12 protein-coding genes and 1 riboswitch are annotated in these 16297 nt (G+C 69.9%); of the genes, 9 read left to right on the top strand and 3 right to left on the bottom strand.

Annotation, left to right across the window (positions count from 1 at the left end):
- Positions 1-105 precede the first annotated feature (105 nt).
- From mqo to C7H75_RS10385, 8 genes are all read left to right on the top strand, one after another.
- Positions 106-1641 carry a malate dehydrogenase (quinone) gene (gene mqo / locus C7H75_RS10350; RefSeq protein WP_175271421.1) on the top strand — a complete coding sequence of 512 codons (1536 nt, stop codon included), beginning with the start codon at positions 106-108 and terminating at the stop codon, positions 1639-1641.
- Between the two features lie 96 nt (positions 1642-1737).
- A riboswitch (adenosylcobalamin-variant (AdoCbl-variant) riboswitch) is annotated at positions 1738-1831 on the top strand.
- 51 nt (positions 1832-1882) lie between these two features.
- Complete coding sequence (locus C7H75_RS10355; protein ID WP_106851319.1) at positions 1883-3784, top strand: magnesium chelatase subunit D family protein; 1902 nt, start codon at positions 1883-1885, stop codon at positions 3782-3784.
- 43 nt (positions 3785-3827) lie between these two features.
- Positions 3828-4442, top strand: a complete 615-nt coding sequence (gene cobO, locus C7H75_RS10360; protein ID WP_005513845.1) for a cob(I)yrinic acid a,c-diamide adenosyltransferase — start codon at positions 3828-3830, stop codon at positions 4440-4442.
- A complete protein-coding gene (locus tag C7H75_RS10365) occupies positions 4436-5818 on the top strand; it encodes a cobyrinic acid a,c-diamide synthase CobB (RefSeq protein ID WP_106851320.1) in 1383 nt (460 codons plus the stop codon). Before cobO ends, C7H75_RS10365 begins: the two co-directional genes overlap by 7 nt.
- Positions 5811-6173 carry a cobalamin biosynthesis protein gene (locus C7H75_RS10370; protein ID WP_084848546.1) on the top strand — a complete coding sequence of 121 codons (363 nt, stop codon included), beginning with the start codon at positions 5811-5813 and terminating at the stop codon, positions 6171-6173. Before C7H75_RS10365 ends, C7H75_RS10370 begins: the two co-directional genes overlap by 8 nt.
- A 46-nt stretch (positions 6174-6219) precedes the next feature.
- A complete protein-coding gene (gene cobA / locus C7H75_RS10375) occupies positions 6220-7446 on the top strand; it encodes a uroporphyrinogen-III C-methyltransferase (RefSeq protein WP_013415720.1) in 1227 nt (408 codons plus the stop codon).
- 86 nt (positions 7447-7532) lie between these two features.
- On the top strand, positions 7533-8939 hold the full coding sequence (locus C7H75_RS10380; RefSeq protein WP_226347480.1) for an MFS transporter: 1407 nt from the start codon (positions 7533-7535) through the stop codon (positions 8937-8939).
- Between the two features lie 74 nt (positions 8940-9013).
- Positions 9014-9880, top strand: a complete 867-nt coding sequence (locus tag C7H75_RS10385; protein ID WP_084848545.1) for a DMT family transporter — start codon at positions 9014-9016, stop codon at positions 9878-9880.
- Here the strand turns inward: C7H75_RS10385 and yaaA are convergent.
- The 3 genes from yaaA to C7H75_RS10400 all read right to left on the bottom strand — a co-directional run bounded on the left by yaaA (position 9873) and on the right by C7H75_RS10400 (position 14268).
- The gene (yaaA, locus tag C7H75_RS10390) at positions 9873-10616 is read right to left on the bottom strand and encodes a peroxide stress protein YaaA (protein WP_022595345.1); all 744 of its coding nucleotides are present in this window, start codon (positions 10614-10616) and stop codon (positions 9873-9875) included. The genes C7H75_RS10385 and yaaA overlap by 8 nt on opposite strands.
- Before the next feature lie 90 nt (positions 10617-10706).
- On the bottom strand, positions 10707-12047 hold the full coding sequence (locus tag C7H75_RS10395) for a hypothetical protein (RefSeq protein ID WP_084848544.1): 1341 nt from the start codon (positions 12045-12047) through the stop codon (positions 10707-10709).
- Positions 12048-12231: 184 nt separating this feature from the next.
- Complete coding sequence (locus C7H75_RS10400) at positions 12232-14268, bottom strand: neocarzinostatin apoprotein domain-containing protein (RefSeq protein ID WP_233281897.1); 2037 nt, start codon at positions 14266-14268, stop codon at positions 12232-12234.
- A 251-nt stretch (positions 14269-14519) separates the two neighbouring features.
- Here C7H75_RS10400 and C7H75_RS10405 point away from each other — a divergent pair, with 251 nt between their 5' ends.
- Complete coding sequence (locus C7H75_RS10405; protein WP_084984746.1) at positions 14520-16265, top strand: proline--tRNA ligase; 1746 nt, start codon at positions 14520-14522, stop codon at positions 16263-16265.
- Positions 16266-16297 lie beyond the last annotated feature (32 nt).

A 16297-nucleotide genomic window follows, 5' to 3' on the forward strand; every position in this document is an offset into this window, starting at 1 on the left:
AAGCGCCACAGGCGCGCGAAAAGCGGTCTGTCCACGCGATGTCTCCGAGCGGGCGATGCGTGCGAACCAGGTCGCGTGTGAACAGACAAGGAAGTCGATTCTCCAGTGTCAGAGCAGAACGTAGTGGCGAAGACCGATGTAGTGCTCGTGGGTGCGGGCATCATGAGCGCAACGCTCGGCGCGATCCTGCGTCAGCTGCAGCCTGACTGGTCGATCACCACCTTCGAGCGACTCGACGCCGCCGCGGCCGAGAGCAGCGACCCGTGGAACAACGCGGGCACCGGCCACTCGGCTCTCTGCGAGCTCAACTACACCCCGGCCAAGGGCGACGGCGTCGACATCAGCAAGGCCGTCAACGTCAACGAGCAGTTCCAGGTCTCCCGGCAGTTCTGGGCGTACGCGGTCGACAACGGGATCCTCACCGATCCCAAGGAGTTCATCAACCCGATCCCGCACGTGAGCTTCGTGCACGGCGCGGACAACGTGAAGTACCTGCGTGCGCGCTACGACGCGCTCGCCGGCCACCCGCTGTTCGCCGGCATGGAGTACTCGGAGTCGGAGGAGTTCTTCGCCGAGCGTCTGCCGCTGATGGCCAAGGGGCGTGACTACTCCGACCCGGTGGCTCTGAACTGGACCGAGTCCGGCACGGACGTCGACTTCGGTGCGCTCACCCGGCAGCTCCTGGGTTACGTCGGCGCGTCCGGCGGCCAGGTGTTCTTCGGGCACGAGGTCCGCAACCTCACCAAGCAGTCCGACGGCAGCTGGCTCGTCAAGGTCGAGAACCTGCGCACCGGTGCCAAGAAGACCGTCAACGCCAAGTTCGTGTTCGTCGGCGCCGGCGGCGGCGCGCTGCACCTGCTGCAGAAGTCGGGGATCCAGGAAGCCAAGGGCTTCGGCGGCTTCCCCGTGAGCGGCCAGTTCCTGCGCTGCACCAACCCCGAGCTCATCGCCCAGCACCGCGCCAAGGTGTACGGCAAGGCAGCCGTCGGTGCGCCCCCGATGTCGGTGCCGCACCTCGACACCCGCGTCATCAACGGGCGGCAGGGCCTGCTGTTCGGCCCCTACGCCGGTTGGTCGCCCAAGTTCCTGAAGAACGGCAAGGTCACCGACCTGCCCGGTTCGGTCAAGCCGAACAACCTGACGTCGATGCTCGGCGTCGGTCTGACGGAGCTGGGTCTGACCAAGTACCTCATCGGTGAGCTCATGCAGTCGCCCGCCGACCGCATCAACACGCTGCGCGAGTTCGTGCCGCGCGCGACCGGCGGCGACTGGGAGCTCATCACGGCCGGCCAGCGCGTACAGGTGATCCGCAAGAAGGGCAAGGGCGGTGTGCTCGAGTTCGGCACCGCCGTCGTCAACGCCGAGGACGGCACGATCGCCGGCCTGCTCGGCGCGTCCCCGGGCGCGTCCACCGCGGTGCCCGCGATGCTCGACGTCCTGCAGCGCTGCTTCCCGCGAGAGTTCCAGGCGTGGACGCCGAAGCTGCAGCAGATGGTCCCGTCGCTGGGCCTCAAGCTCTCGGACAACCCGGACCTGTTCCAGCAGGTGTGGGACTGGAGCACCCGCTCGCTCGAACTCGGCGACGTCCCCGCATCGGCGCCCGCGCACGCCGCTCCGGTGGTCGAATCCGCCACCGTCTGACACCTCTCACCCGCCGCGGCCCGGAGTTCCGACTCCGGGCCGCGGCGGTGTGCTGTCGGGCTGCAGTCCTCGGCACGGTAGGGTGCAGCAGCAGAGAAACGTCTGCGGGGAAGTCCTGTGAGAATCAGGCGCGGTCCCGCCACTGTGAGGGCGCACGAGGTGCACCCGAAGCCAGAATGCCGCAACGTTTCGCAAGGCCAAGCTCTCGGCGAGGAAACCGGGAAGTGAAGGGATTCGATCGTTGCGTCACAGTCACCAACCTGCCGGGTTTCCGTTCAGCGCCATCGTCGGGCAGGACCGGCTGCGGCTGGCGTTGATCCTGTGCGCCGTCCACCCGGGCATCGGCGGCGTGCTGGTGCGGGGCGAGAAGGGCACCGCCAAATCCACCGTCGTACGTGCACTGACCGCGTTGCTGCCCGAGGTGGGCGAGGGGCGCCGGGCCCGGCTCGTGGAACTGCCGGTCGGCGCGACCGAGGACCGTGTCGTCGGCTCGATCGACCTCGAGAAGGTACTCCGGGACGGCGAACGTGCGTTCCAGCCCGGGCTGCTCGCCGACGCCAATCAGGGCGTGCTCTACGTCGACGAGGTCAACCTTCTCCACGATCACCTGGTGGACGTGCTGCTCGACGCCGCGGCCATGGGGCGTGTCCACGTCGAACGCGACGGCGTCTCGCACTCCCACCCGGCCGAGTTCGTCCTGGTCGGGACCATGAATCCCGAGGAGGGTGAGCTGCGCCCGCAGCTGCTGGACCGGTTCGGTCTCGCCGTCGACGTCGCCGCCTCACGGGACGTGGAGGTGCGCATGCAGGTGGTCCGCCGCCGTCTCGACTACGAGCGCGACCCCGACGGCTTCGCCGCCCGGTATGCCGAGCAGGACGCCGACCTGGCCCGGCGGATCGCCGACGCCCGTGCCGTGGTCGACGCTGTCGAACTGTCCGACGCCGAACTGCGTCGCATCGCGTCGGTGTGTGCGTCGTTCGACGTCGAGGGCATGCGCGCCGACCTGGTGCTCGCGCGCACCGCAACCGCGCACGCCGCGTGGCGCGGCGCCGACGCCGTCACCGAGGAGGACGTGCGGATCGCCGCCGAACTGACTCTGCCGCACCGCCGTCGGCGCGACCCGTTCGACGAGCCGGGTCTGGACCCGCAGCAGCTCGACGACGCGATGGAGCAGGCCGACGCCGACGCGCGTGCGCAGGAAGAGCCCGAACCCGATCCCGACGGGCCCGGTGGCGGCGCATCGCCGTCGGAGCCGGAAGCGTCCACGCATGACTCGAAATCTCGAGCAGGCGAACAGGGATCGCCGGAATCCGGAAGCGGCGCAGGGTCGGAACGCAAGGCCGGCGCGCCCGGCCCGCAGTTCCGGGCGCGACTGCTCGAGATTCCGGGGGTGGGCGACGGGGCTCCGGGCCGGCGGTCCCGCTCGCGTTCGACCCGTGGCCGCGCCGTGCGGACGACCACCGAACCGGGAACGGGCGTGCACCTCGTGGGCACCCTGTTCGCCGCGGCCGAACACCAGACCGTGCGAGGGCGCACCGCTGGCGCGATGCGGCTGGCCCCCAGCGATATTCGCGGCGCCGTCCGGGAAGGCCGCGAGGGCAACCTGGTGCTGTTCGTGGTCGACGCGTCCGGTTCCATGGCGGCCCGGGATCGGCTGTCCGCCGTCACCGGTGCCGTCGTGTCGCTGCTGCGCGACGCCTATCAGCGTCGGGACAAGGTCGCGGTGATCACCGTCCGCGGCACGGATGCCGAGCTGGTGCTGCCGCCGACGTCGTCGGTGGACGTCGCCGTCCGACGCCTGCGCGCGATGAGAACCGGCGGTCGCACGCCGCTCGCGGCGGGTTTCCTGAAAGCGCGTCAGGTCGTCCTGCGCGAGCAGGTCCGCGATCCGCGTCGCCGCGCTCTGGTCGTCGCCCTCACGGACGGACGCGCGACCGGGGCGAAGGACGCCGTCGCGCGGGCCCGGCGGGCCGCCGGAATGCTGGCCGACACCAACGTCGCATCGATCGTCGTCGACTGTGAGACCGGCATGGTCCGCCTCGGCTTGGCGGCCGACCTCGCGCGCGATCTGCGGGGCGGTTACGTCCGCCTCGCGGAACTGTCCGCGCAGCAAGTCGCGGGCGTCGTCCGCGCTGCCGCCTGATCTTCGTCGACCGAACAGGCAAGCCCGAGAAAGGGATTCGAGAATGCCTCAGGGAGTACCCGAAAACGTGCCCGCGGACGGACTCACCACGCGCCAGCGCCGCAACCAGCCGGTGCTGGCCGTCCACACCGGGCCCGGCAAGGGGAAGTCGACGGCCGCGTTCGGGATGGCGCTGCGTGCCTGGAACCAGGGCTTCGACGTCGGCGTCTTCCAGTTCGTCAAGAGCGCGAAATGGAAGGTGGGCGAGGAAGCCGCGTTCCGCGCGCTCGGCGAGCTGCACACCACCAGCGGCGCGGGCGGGGCCGTGGAGTGGCACAAGATGGGTGAGGGCTGGTCGTGGACACGCAAGCACGGCACCGAGGAGGACCACGCCGCCGCCGCGCTCGAGGGCTGGCGTGAGATCGCTCGCCGCCTCGAGGCGCAGACGCATCGCTTCTACGTGCTCGACGAGTTCACCTACCCGCTCAAATGGGGCTGGGTGGATACCGAGGAAGTCGTCGACGCACTGCGGAACCGCCCCGGCAACCAGCATGTGGTCGTCACCGGCCGGGACGCGCCGCAGGCGCTGATGGACGCGGCCGATCTCGTGACCGAGATGACGAAGATCAAGCACCCGATGGACGCGGGCCGCAAGGGCCAGCGCGGCATCGAATGGTGAACGCCCCCAGCACCCCGGCCGTCGTGATCGCGGCGCCGGCGTCGGGCAGCGGTAAGACGACCGTCGCGACCGGCATGGTCGGCGCGTTGCGCGCCGCCGGCGATCGGGTTGCGCCGTTCAAGGTCGGGCCGGACTACATCGATCCCGGCTACCACGCATTGGCAGCCGGTCTGCCCGGCCGCAATCTCGACAGCGTGCTGGTGGGCGCCGACCGGATCGGCCCGCTGTTCCGGCACGGCAGCGACGACTGCGATATCGCGGTCGTCGAGGGCGTCATGGGGTTGTTCGACGGCAAGATCGACCCGAGTTCGTCGGCGCCGTCCGCTGAGGGGTCGACCGCGCAGGTCGCCGCCGCCCTCGCTGCGCCCGTCGTCCTGGTGATCGACGCCCGCGGTCACAGCCAGAGCCTCGCCGCTGTCCTGCACGGCTTCTCGACCTACGATTCCGCCGTGCGGATCGGCGGCGTGATCCTCAACCGGGTCGGCAGCGCCCGGCACGAGCAGGTGCTGCGGCAGGCCTGCGAGCGGGTGGGCCTGCCGGTTCTGGGGGCGGTGCCGCGCCTGGCCGAACTCGAGGTCCCGTCCCGACACCTGGGACTGGTGCCGGCCGTCGAACACGGCCGGGCCGCGCTCGACGCCGTCGCCGCCATGACCGAACTCGCCGCCGCGCACCTGGACCTGGATGCGATCCGGGGGCTCGCGCATTCGTCCGTCGGCGACGTCGCGTGGGATCCGGCAGCCGAAATCGGACCGGTCCCGAGCGGTCCGCGTCCGGTGATCGCGCTCGCCGGCGGTGTCGCGTTCACGTTCGGGTACGCCGAGCACCGCGAACTGCTCGACGCCGCGGGCGCCGACGTCGTGGTGTTCGACCCGCTGCACGACGAACTGCCCACCGGCACTGCGGGACTGGTGCTCCCCGGCGGCTTCCCCGAGGAGCACGCGGTGGGGCTGTCGGCGAACAGGGTTCTGCTGCAGCAGGTTCGGCAACTCGCCGCCGACGGAGCTCCCATCCACGCCGAATGCGCGGGCCTGCTGTACCTGACCCGGAGCCTCGACGGGCACGCTATGGTCGGTGTGATCGACGTCGACGCCCGCTTCGGAAAGCGCCTGACCCTCGGCTACCGGGAGGCTGTGGCCGTGACGGATTCCGTGCTCTTCGGCGCCGGAACCCGCGTCACCGGACACGAGTTCCATCGCACCGCACTCGACGCCGGTGTCGCTGACGGCTTCGGCCCGGCCTGGGGGTGGCGGGCCTGGGACGCCAGGGCCACCCGGGAGGGCTTCACGGCCGGGTCGGTGCACGCGTCGTATCTGCACACGCATCCCGCCGGGAACCCGGACGCGATCCGCCGCTTCGTCGAGGCCGCCCGTGGGTGACCTGTGTGTGGGCGTCGGCGCCGGCAGCCGCGTGGGCGCCGCGGACATCGTGGCCGCCGTCGTCGAGGTCTGTGGCGACGAGTCGGTGCGTGTACTCGCCACTCTGGACCGCAAGACGGAACTTCCGCCGTTCCGCGATGCCGCCGAGGTACTCGGAACCGCACTGGTCGGCTTCCCGGCCGAAGAACTCGCGGCAGTGGCCGTGCCGAACCCCGCGGTGACTGTCGACGACGCGGTGGGGACGCCGAGCGTCGCCGAAGCCGCCGCGCTCCTCGCGTCGGACGGCGGCCTGCTGATTGTGACGAAGCACGTGACGAATGGCGTGACCCTCGCGGTCGCCCGTAGTGTTTCGTGATCTGTCGAGATGACAACCGAACGATTTCTGGAGAACGGGGAGACGAGTGTCTGCTTCCGCCGGTGACGAGACCAGCTACCTGGTCGGACTCAACCTGACGGACCGTCGTGTCGTGGTGGTCGGTGGCGGCACCGTCGCCCAGCGCCGCCTCGGGTTGCTGGTGGCGTCCGGCGCCGACGTCCACGTCGTCAGCCGCGAGGTCACCCCGGCCGTCGAGGGCATGGCGACATCCGGGCAGATCACGCTCGAGCTGCGCGACTACCGCGACGGCGACCTCGACGGGGCCTGGTATGCGATCGCGTCCACCGACGAGCCGGACACCAACGCGGCCATCGTGGCCGAGGCCGAGCGGGGTCGCATCTTCTGCGTCCGTGCCGACAGCGCCCGCGACGGCACCGCCGTCACCCCGGCCACCGGAAGCTTCGACGGACTGTCCCTCGGCGTGCTCGCGGGCGGCGCGCACCGGCGTTCGGCCGCGGTCCGCACCGCGCTGATCGAGGCACTCCAGTCCGGTGCCGTCACCGACACCGACGAGGCACCCGCGCCCGGCGTCGCCCTCGTCGGCGGCGGCCCCGGCGATCCGGACCTCATCACCGTCCGCGGCCGCCGGCTGCTGGCTCGCGCCGACGTCGTCGTGGCCGACCGCCTCGCGCCCCCGGAACTGCTCGCCGAACTCGGCCCGCACGTCGAGGTGGTCGACGCCGCCAAGATCCCCTACGGCCGCGCGATGGCGCAGGAGGCGATCAACGCCGCGCTCGTCGACAATGCGAAGGCCGGCAAGTTCGTGGTCCGGCTCAAGGGCGGCGATCCGTACGTGTTCGGCCGCGGCTTCGAGGAACTCGAGGCGTGCGCGGCCGCCGGTGTCCCGGTCACCGTCGTCCCCGGCATCACGAGCGCGATCTCCGTGCCGTCCGCAGCGGGCATCCCCGTCACGCACCGCGGCGTCACCCACGAGTTCGTGGTCGTGAGCGGTCACGTCGCGCCCGACCACCCGGACTCGCTGGTCGACTGGGCGGCGCTGGCGAAGTTGCGCGGCACTATCGTGCTGCTCATGGCGGTGGAACGGATCGAGCAGTTCGCGGCCGTTCTCGTCGCCGGCGGCCGCCCCGCCGAGACGCCGGTCACCGTGATCCAGGAGGGCACCCTGCGCACCCAGCGGGTCCTGCGGGCCGACCTGGCAACCGTCGCGGCCCGGGTTCGGGAGGAGAACATCCGCCCGCCGGCGATCGTGGTCATCGGCACGGTGGCCGGGTTCTCCGCAGACTCTCGGTAACGTGAACTCCCGTGTCTGACTCCACCGCCGTGAAGTACCCCGTGACCACGCGGGCGTTCGGCCTCGCGATCGTCGTCCTCAGCGGCATGCAGCTGATGATGGTGCTCGACGGCACCGTCGCCTCGCTCGCGCTCGCCAAGATCCAGGAAGACCTGGGGCTCAGCGATTCCGGGCGCAACTGGGTGATCACGTCGTACGCGCTCACGTTCGGTGGCTTGATGCTGCTGGGCGGTCGGCTCGGCGATGCGTTCGGCCGAAAACGGGTGTTCATCGGCGGCGTGGCCCTGTTCACGGTCACGTCGCTGCTGTGTGGGCTCGCGACCAACGAGGCCACCCTCGTCGCTGCTCGCGCCCTGCAGGGTGTCGGCGCGGCGATCGCGTCTCCGACCGCACTGGCACTCGTGGCGACGACGTTCGCGCCCGGACCGGTGCGCAATCAGGCCATCGCGATCTTCGCGGCGATGACCGGTGTCGGCTCGGTGCTGGGGCTGATCGTCGGCGGCGCGCTCACCGAGGTGTCGTGGCGGTGGATCTTCCTCATCAACGTCCCGATCGGCCTGGTCATCCTGCTGCTCGCCTTCCGGGCGCTGGAGGAGACTGGTGCCGAGCGCCTCAAGCTCGACGTCCCGGGCGCGATCCTCGCGACCCTCGGCTGCACCGGCGTCGTGTACGGGTTCACCGAGGGGCCCGAGATGGGTTGGGGCAGCCCGCTCGTACTGATCGGGCTGGTCGGCGGATTCGTCCTGCTGGGCGCGTTCCTCGCGGTGGAGCGTCGTGCCGAGAACCCGCTGCTGCCGTTCACGCTGTTCCGCAACCGTAGCCGCGTCGCGACGTTCATCTCTCTCGCTCTCGTCGGCATGGTGATGTTCTCGCTCGCCCCGTTCGTCGCGCTGTTCGTGCAGGACGTCCTCGCCTACACCCCGCTTCGCGCCGGTCTGGCATTCGTTCCGTTCGCGTTCGGACTCGGCGCGGCCGCGTTCGTGGCCTCCAAGATCGCGGTGAAGGTGCAGCCGCGCTGGCTGGTCGTCGCGGGAACCCTGATCACGTTCGTCGGGCTGATGTACGGCTCGACGCTCGACGCGTCCGCGACGTATGTCGGAAACCTGTTCGTGCTCGTGGTCGGGGTGGGCTTCGGCGTCGGCCTCGCGGTGGTGCCGCTGCCGCTGTGTGCCATCGCCGGTGTCGGTCCGAGCGAGATCGGCCCGCTCGCCGCGATCGCTCAGGTGGCGCAGACACTGTTCGGCCCGGTCGGTCTCGCGATCGTCGGTGCGATGGCCACGTCGAGGACCCTGTCGGAGGGCGGCGTGTCCGGCATTCCGGCCGCGGACATGACGCCCGCCCAACTCGACGCCCTCTCCAGTGGCTACACGTTCGCGCTGCTGGGTTGCGCGATCCTCGCCGCGCTCGCCGCCCTCGCCGCGCTGTTCATCCGGTTCACGCCCGAGCAGGTGGCGCAGGCCCAGGCCGCCGAGAAGGCGGCGCAGCAGGCGTAACCGCCCGTGCGCCTTTTTGGTAGCCGGCACTACCGAAAAGGCGCACAGGTGCGGAGCGCCTTAGGATTCCCCGAGTGGCCCAGACCCTGCTGTCCGTCCTGCTCGCGCTGGCCTCCGCGTTGTGCATCGCGATCGGGAACGTCATGCGCCAACGGGCGGCCACGACGACGTCGTTGTCGGCCTCACTGCGCGACGGCACGTGGTGGGCCGGGGCCCTCGCCGGCGCGGGCGGCTACGTCCTGCAGGCGGCGGCCCTCGGTGTCGGGTCGCTGCTGCTTGTGCAGCCGCTGTTGGTGCTCTCGCTGATGTTCGCGCTGCCGCTGAGCGCGCGGCTGTCGGGCCGGGCTGTGCGGCCGTCGGACTGGGCGTGGGCGGCGACGCTGACGGTGGCCGTCGCGCTGTTGGTGGTGGTCGGTGATCCCAAACCGGGTGCCGAACGCGCGGAGACGTGGCACTGGGTGGTCGTCGCGGCGATCGGGGTGCCCGCGCTCGTGCTGTGTCTGCTCGGTGCTCGGCGCGGGTCCGCCGCCCGGCGCGCCTTGCTGTTCGGTCTCGCGGGTGGCGCGCTGTTCGGTGTGGGAGCGGTGCTCACCAAGTCCGTTGTTCACCTGCTCGCACGGGGGCCGATCTCGCTGCTGACGTCGCTCGAGGTGTACGTGCTGATCGCGGTGTTCGCGGCCGCCGTCGGGATCCAGCAACTCGCGTTCCGAACCGGGGAACTGCAGGCGTCGCTGCCCGCGACGACGGTCTCGGAGCCGGCCGTCGCGGCGCTGCTCGGGTTCGTGGTGCTCGGGGAATACCTCGACGTGGGGCGCGGCGTGGGCCTGCTGCTGATCGGTGCGCTCGTCGCGACGGCGGTCTCGGTCGTCGCGCTCGCCCGGGGCGCCGCCGCACACGAGAGCGGCGCCGCGGTCCGTGCGGTACCGAGCGGTGTCAGGTGAGGATGATCAGTTCCGAGTCCGACGCGATCTCCACCCGCAGTCCCGACTTCGCCGCGACCCGGGCCACACCTTTGATGTCGGACGGCTCCGCGCGGGTCACCGTCAGTGCCCGGGCCAGCAGCCCCTTGTGGTGCTTGTTGAAGTGACTGACCACCTTGCGTGACCCGTCCGGTTGTTCGGTGAGGACCGTCGCGATCACCGCGTCGGGCACCGGGCCCAACTGCTGGTAGGTGCCCGAGCGCAGGTCCACCACCAGACCGCCGTCGGCCTCCGAGAGCAGCGCGTCCGTCAACTCCGGCTTCCACAGCGACTGCAGTGTGCCGAAGCCCGGCAGCTTGGAGCCGCCCGACAGCCGGTACGCCGGGATGGGATCGCCCGCGCGGACGGCGCCGAACAGCGCCGAGCCCATCGCGAGCCGACGGAACGCCTTCTCCCGCTGCACCTTCGTGAACGACTTGGCGTCGAGGGCATCGAACAGCACACCGGTGTAGCGCTCGAGCGCTGGACGGGTGGGGGAGACCCACACCTTGGCGTTTCGTTCGATCTCGTCGGCCTGCTTGGGGCCGAGCCCGAGCGCCAGGTTCGACGCCTCCGTGTCGGCCGCGAGGTCGACGAGCGCCGACACGAGCATCTCGCGGGTCTCGGTCAGCTGCGGCATCGACAGTTCGCCGAGGTCGAGCGGCGCGCCCTTGCCGCCGTCTGACTTGGTTTCGGAAGGGGGAAGCAACACCAGCACAGTAGGTAACCGTACCGGTGTTGCCGACGGGAAACAGGCCTGGCCTCCGCCCCCGAAGGGCGAAGGCCAGGCCGGGGGAGCTGTGTCGGATCAGACGCGACGACGCAGTGCCGTCACCGCCAGACCGGCGGCGATGGCGCCACCGATGGCGAGCGGAGCGATCGGCAGGCCGCTGTCGGAGGACGAGTGGACGCTGGCGGCGTTCTCGATCTCCGGAGCATCGACGACCGCGTTCGCGGGTGGCAGCGGGGCGAAGGTGATCGGCGTCCGGGTGTCCTGGGTCCGGTCCGTGGAGCCGTGGGCCATCACGGTGCGGATCGAGCACGCGTTCACGTAGCAGTTGGAATTGCCCTTCAGCGCGGTCGCGGAGATGCTGCCGGTCCAGGAGCCGTCCACGATCTGCGCCGGGGTGACGAATGCCGTGGTGATCCATGCGGCGGAGTTCGTGGTCGAGAACTGGTCGTCCTGGACGATGCCGTAGTAGATGCCGGTGCCGGCGGCGGCACCCTGGAACCCGGTGCCCGAGACGGTGATGGTGTCACCGGCGACCAGATTCGTGGTCTTGTTCGCGGTGACCGTAGGTGTCGGCACGACGACCGGCGGAGCGAACGTGACCGGTGTCTGCGTGTCCTGGCTGCGGTCGGTGAGCGTGTTGTGGTCGGCGAGCGTGAAGATCGCGCAGGCGTTCTCGTAGCAGTTCGCGTCACCCTTGATCGCGGTGGCCTTCAGGGTGGTGGTGAACCCGCCGTCGACGATCTGGGCGGGCTTGATCCACTTGGTGGAGTGGAAGACGGCACTGTCGGTGTTGGAGTACCTGTCGACCTGTGCGAGAGCGACGTAGATGCCCTGGCCGCCGCGGCCGAAGCCGGTGCCGGTGACCGTGAGCTCTTCGTCGTTCGTCAGGCCGGTGGACTTCGAGACCGTCACCGCCGGACCGGCCGGAACGATCGGCTGCGCGAACGTGATCGGGGTCCGGGTGTCCTGGCTGCGGTCGCTGGAACCGTGCGCGGCGATCGTGTAGATCGAGCAGGCGTTCACCAGGCAGTCGGAGCCGGCTTTGACGGCTTCGACGTCGATCGCGGCGCTCCAGGAACCGCCGACGATGTCGGTCGACCTGAGCCACTTGGTGGTCATCCACGCGGCCGCGTCGGTGACCGAGAACTTGTCGTCCTGCACCAGGCCCACGTAGATGCCGTCGCCGGCGCCGGAGAACCCACTGCCGGTGACCGTGATCGTTTCACCGGCCGCGGAAATGTCGGCGGACTTCGAGACCGTCACCTGGGGCGCCGGGGTCTCGGGGCCCGGATCGCTGGAACCGAGGCTGCCCAGCGAACCGAACGGGCTGGTCTGCGCTGCCGCGACGCCCATCGGCAGCGTGCAGGCGACCGTGGCGGCAACCGCCAGGACCGCGGACTTTGTTAGCGCGCGCATCTTCCTACTTTCTGGTGTGGTTCGCCGAGAGGTAGGCGAAACTTAGGTAAAGCTAGCCTTTGCTCGGGGCGGAGTAAAGAGGTTGCTCTGTTCGCTTTCGCGCGAAATGGATTGTGTTCCAGCAGTTTCGGGCACGCCTCGGGTGGGGCATCCGTTCACGGATGCCCCACCCGAGGCGGCGATGCTACGCCCGGCGGCGCAGCGCGACAGTGGTCGCGACCGCGAATCCGGCTCCGATGACGGCGCCGACGAGCAGCGGGATGATCCAGGCGGTGCCGTCGGAGATCGCGTCCGCCAGATTGCGGATCGCGGAGTCCGACGTGTTCGACTCGTTCGCCGCGGCGGAGGTGCCGCCGTCGGTGGGTCCGCCGTCCGCGGTCAGGGCCGCGGCTGCGGCCTTGTCTGCGTTGGGGGCGTCGGGGTCGTCGCCGAAGCTGACCGGCGTCTGGGTGTCCTGGCTGCGGTCGCTCGAGCCGTGCGCGGCGATCGTGTAGATCGAGCAGGCGTTCTTCGTGCAGTCCGAGTCGCCCTTGACGGCCTGGACCTTCATGCTGGTCGACCACGCGCCGTCCTTGATCCGGCTGGGCGTGATGAAGGCGGTCGTCATCCAGGCGCCCGCGTCGGTCGTCGAGAACTTGCTCTCCTGAATCAGGCCGACGTAGATCCCGGGCTGTTGACCCGAGAACCCGGTGCCCGAGATGGTGATCTCGTCGCCCTCGACCTTCAGGCCCTTGGCCTTCGACAGTGTCACGGCCGCGGTCTTCGCGGCGCCCGGAGCGCCTGCGGCATTCAGCGCCGGAGGCGCGGTCACGGTGCCCGGGGCGACGCCGCCGACGAAGCTCACCGGCGTCTTGGTGTCCTGGCTCCGGTCGGAGGAGCCGTGCGCCATCACGGTGTAGATCGAGCACGCATTCTTGATGCAGTCGAACGCGCCCCGCGTCGCCACCATGTCCACCGACAGCGACCAGTTGCCACCCGAGATCTGCTCGGGTTTGACGAAAGCCGAGGTCATCCACACCGACGCGTCGGCCGCCGAGAAGACGTTGTCCTGGACGAGGCCGACGTAGAGGCCGGGGGCCGCGCCGGAGAAGCCGGACCCGGACACCGTGACCGTCTCGCCGGCCGGGTTGATGTCGCTCGACTTGGAGAGCGACACCGACAGGCCACTGTTCGCCGTGAACGTGGTGCCGGGGGCTGCGCCCGCCGCGCCGGGGCCGGTTGCGGTCCCGCCGCCACCGCCGCCACCGCCGCCACCGCCGGTGACCGGCGGTGCGGTTCCGACGAAGGTGATCTTGGTCTTGGTGTCCTGGCTGCGGTCCGACGAGCCGTGCGCGGCGAGCGTGTAGAGGGCGCACTCGTTGTTGATGCAGTCGCCGTTCGGGAAGGCGCCGATGACGTCGATCGTGGTGGAGAAGGAGCCGCCCGGCATGTCGGTCGGCTTGATGTACTTGGTGCCGTAGAACATGTCGGCGTTGGTCGACGAGTACTTGTTCGTCTGCGCGATGCCGACGTAGATGCCCATGCCTGTGGTGGAGAATCCACTGCCCCGGACGCTGATCTTGTCTCCTGCGGCGTTGAGTCCGCTGGTCTTGCCGACGCTGACGCGCGGTCCGCTGCCGGTCACCGGGGGCGTGGCGGTGGTCGGCGGCGGCGTGGTCGTCGGAACGGTCGTCGTCGGTTTCGGCGCCGTGGTGGTCGGCTTCGGTGTCGTGGTGCTCGGAGGCGTCGTCGACGGAGGGGGTGTCGACGGCGGGGGTGTCGAGGTGGTGGGTGCCGGTGTGGTCGTCGGGGTCACGGCCGCGAACGACACCGGGACCTTGGTGTCCTGCGAGCGATCGCTCGAACCGTGGGCCGCGACGGTGTAGATCGAGCAGGCGTTCTCGATGCAGTCGAAGGCGCCCTTGGTGGCGGCGACGGTGACGCGGGTGCTCCACGCGCCGCTGGCGATGTCGGCGGCTTTGATGAATTCCATCGTCATCCACGCGCCGGCGTTGGTCGACGAGAACGCGTCGTCCTGGACGAGCCCGACGTAGATCCCGGCGCCGGCGCCGGAGAATCCGGCGCCCGAGACGGAAATCGTGTCGCCGTCCTTCAGGCCGGTCTTCGGGGAGACGGTTGTGACCGGAGTGCTCGGAGCGGCTTGGGCAACCGGTCCGCCGCCGGTGGAGGGGGCGGATACGGCAATGCCGACCGGCAACGCCAGCGACATCGCGACTGCCATGGTCGCGAGGGCAGCCCTGCGTAACGCGTGCATCTTTCTTCTTCCTGGTCACAGCCGCGGCTGCGTGCAGAAGCCACGGAGAGAGGTAAGCCTGTGATTACAAAGGCGAGGCTAAGCTACCTCGAGTTTGGTGGATTTGGGTGTGTTACGCGGTTTACGCGTATTACCGACCCGCGAGTGGTGTCCGAACCATCGCCGGGACCCGTGCCCTCGATCGGTCTCCGCAGTTCAACCGACTAGGCTGGTGCCCCGTGATCACTCGCATGTCGCACCTGTTCCTCCGCACCCTCCGCGACGACCCGGCCGACGCCGAGGTCGCCAGCCACAAGCTCCTGGTTCGCGCCGGCTACGTGCGGCGCATCGCGCCCGGCGTCTACTCGTGGCTGCCACTGGGCCTGCGGGTGCTGCGCGAGGTCGAGCGCGTGGTGCGCGAGGAGATGAACGCGATGGGCGCGCAGGAGATCCTGCTGCCCGCGCTGCTGCCGCGCGACCCGTACGAGACGTCGAACCGCTGGACCGAGTACGGGGCCGGCCTGTTCCGTCTCAAGGATCGCAAGGGCAACGACATGATGCTCGGCCCCACGCACGAGGAGCTTTTCGCGCTCACCGTGAAGGGGGAGTACAACTCGTACAAGGACTTCCCGGTCACCCTGTACCAGGTGCAGACCAAGTACCGCGACGAGGAGCGGCCCCGTGCCGGCATCCTTCGCGGCCGCGAGTTCGTCATGAAGGACTCGTACTCCTTCGACCTCACCGACGAGGGCCTGACGGCGTCTTACCAGGCGCACCGCGACACTTACGAACGGATCCTCGCCCGTCTCGGCGTGAAGTACGTCATCGTCTCCGCCACCTCGGGGGCGATGGGCGGCAGCGCGTCGGAGGAGTTCCTGGCCGAGAGCGAGATCGGTGAGGACACCTACGTCCGCTGCCTCGAATCCGGCTACGCCGCCAACGTCGAGGCCGTCAAGACGCTCGCGCCGGCGCCCGTCCCGTTCGACGGACTGCCCCCCGCCGAGGTGCGTGACACCCCGGACACCGAGACCATCGACACCCTCGTCGAGTGGGCCAACGGGGCCGACCTCGGCAGGACCGTCACGGCCGCGGACACGCTGAAGAACATCATGGTGAAGACCCGTGTGCCCGGCGGGGAGTGGGAGCTGCTCGCGATCGGTATCCCCGGTGACCGCGAAGTGGACGAGAAGCGCCTCGAAGCGTCGCTGGAACCGGCCGAGTATATGCTCCTCACCGAGACGGACTTCAGGAACAACCCCTTCCTGGTGAAGGGTTACATCGGCCCGAAGGCGTTGCAGGAGAACGGCGTCCGCTACCTCGTCGACCCGCGCGTCGTGGACGGCACCAGCTGGATCACGGGCGCCGACGAGGAGGGCAAGCACTACGTGGGCCTCGTCGCCGGACGGGACTTCACCCCCGACGGCACCATCGAGGCCGCCGAGGTGCGCGACGGCGATCCCTCGCCCGACGGTGCCGGCGCACTGGTCGCCGCCCGCGGGATCGAGGTCGGGCACGTGTTCCAGCTCGGTCGCAAGTACACCGACGTCTTCGGCGTCGACGTGCTGGGCGAGAACGGCAAGCCCGTCCGTCCCACCATGGGCTCGTACGGCATCGGCGTCTCCCGACTGGTCGCGGTGATCGCCGAGCAGCATCACGACGACAAGGGGCTGCGCTGGCCGTCCGAGGTCAGCCCGTTCGACGTGCACCTCGTGATCGCCAACAAGGACGATGCCGCCCGAGAGGGCGCCGAGGCCCTGGCTGCCGAGCTGGACAAGGCTCGCGTCGACGTCCTGTTCGACGATCGCAAGGCGTCGCCGGGTGTGAAGTTCAAGGACTCCGAGTTGATCGGTGTCCCACTGGTGGTGGTCGTGGGCCGCGGCTTCGCGGAGGGCAACGTGGAACTGCGCGACCGCTTCACCGGGGAATCCCGTGAGGTGCCCGTCGACGCCGCGCTCGACGAGATCCTCACCGCGGTCCGCAGCTGATCCGATCCCCGGGTCGGTCGCCGCGCCACGGC

This window comes from Rhodococcus (subgen. Prescottella) equi, assembly GCF_003013675.1.
Taxonomy (GTDB): Bacteria; Actinomycetota; Actinomycetes; order Mycobacteriales; family Mycobacteriaceae; genus Prescottella; species Prescottella equi.

What these genes read in the sequence shown, in the direction of transcription:
- C7H75_RS10380 (WP_226347480.1), top strand. Translation starts at nt 7,533, where the DNA reads ATGCAGCTGATGATGGTGCTCGACGGCACCGTCGCCTCGCTCGCGCTC.
- C7H75_RS10395 (WP_084848544.1), bottom strand. Translation starts at nt 12,047, where the DNA reads ATGCGCGCGCTAACAAAGTCCGCGGTCCTGGCGGTTGCCGCCACGGTC.
- C7H75_RS10365 (WP_106851320.1), top strand. Translation starts at nt 4,436, where the DNA reads ATGGTGAACGCCCCCAGCACCCCGGCCGTCGTGATCGCGGCGCCGGCG.
- C7H75_RS10400 (WP_233281897.1), bottom strand. Translation starts at nt 14,268, where the DNA reads ATGGCAGTCGCGATGTCGCTGGCGTTGCCGGTCGGCATTGCCGTATCC.
- cobO (WP_005513845.1), top strand. Translation starts at nt 3,828, where the DNA reads ATGCCTCAGGGAGTACCCGAAAACGTGCCCGCGGACGGACTCACCACG.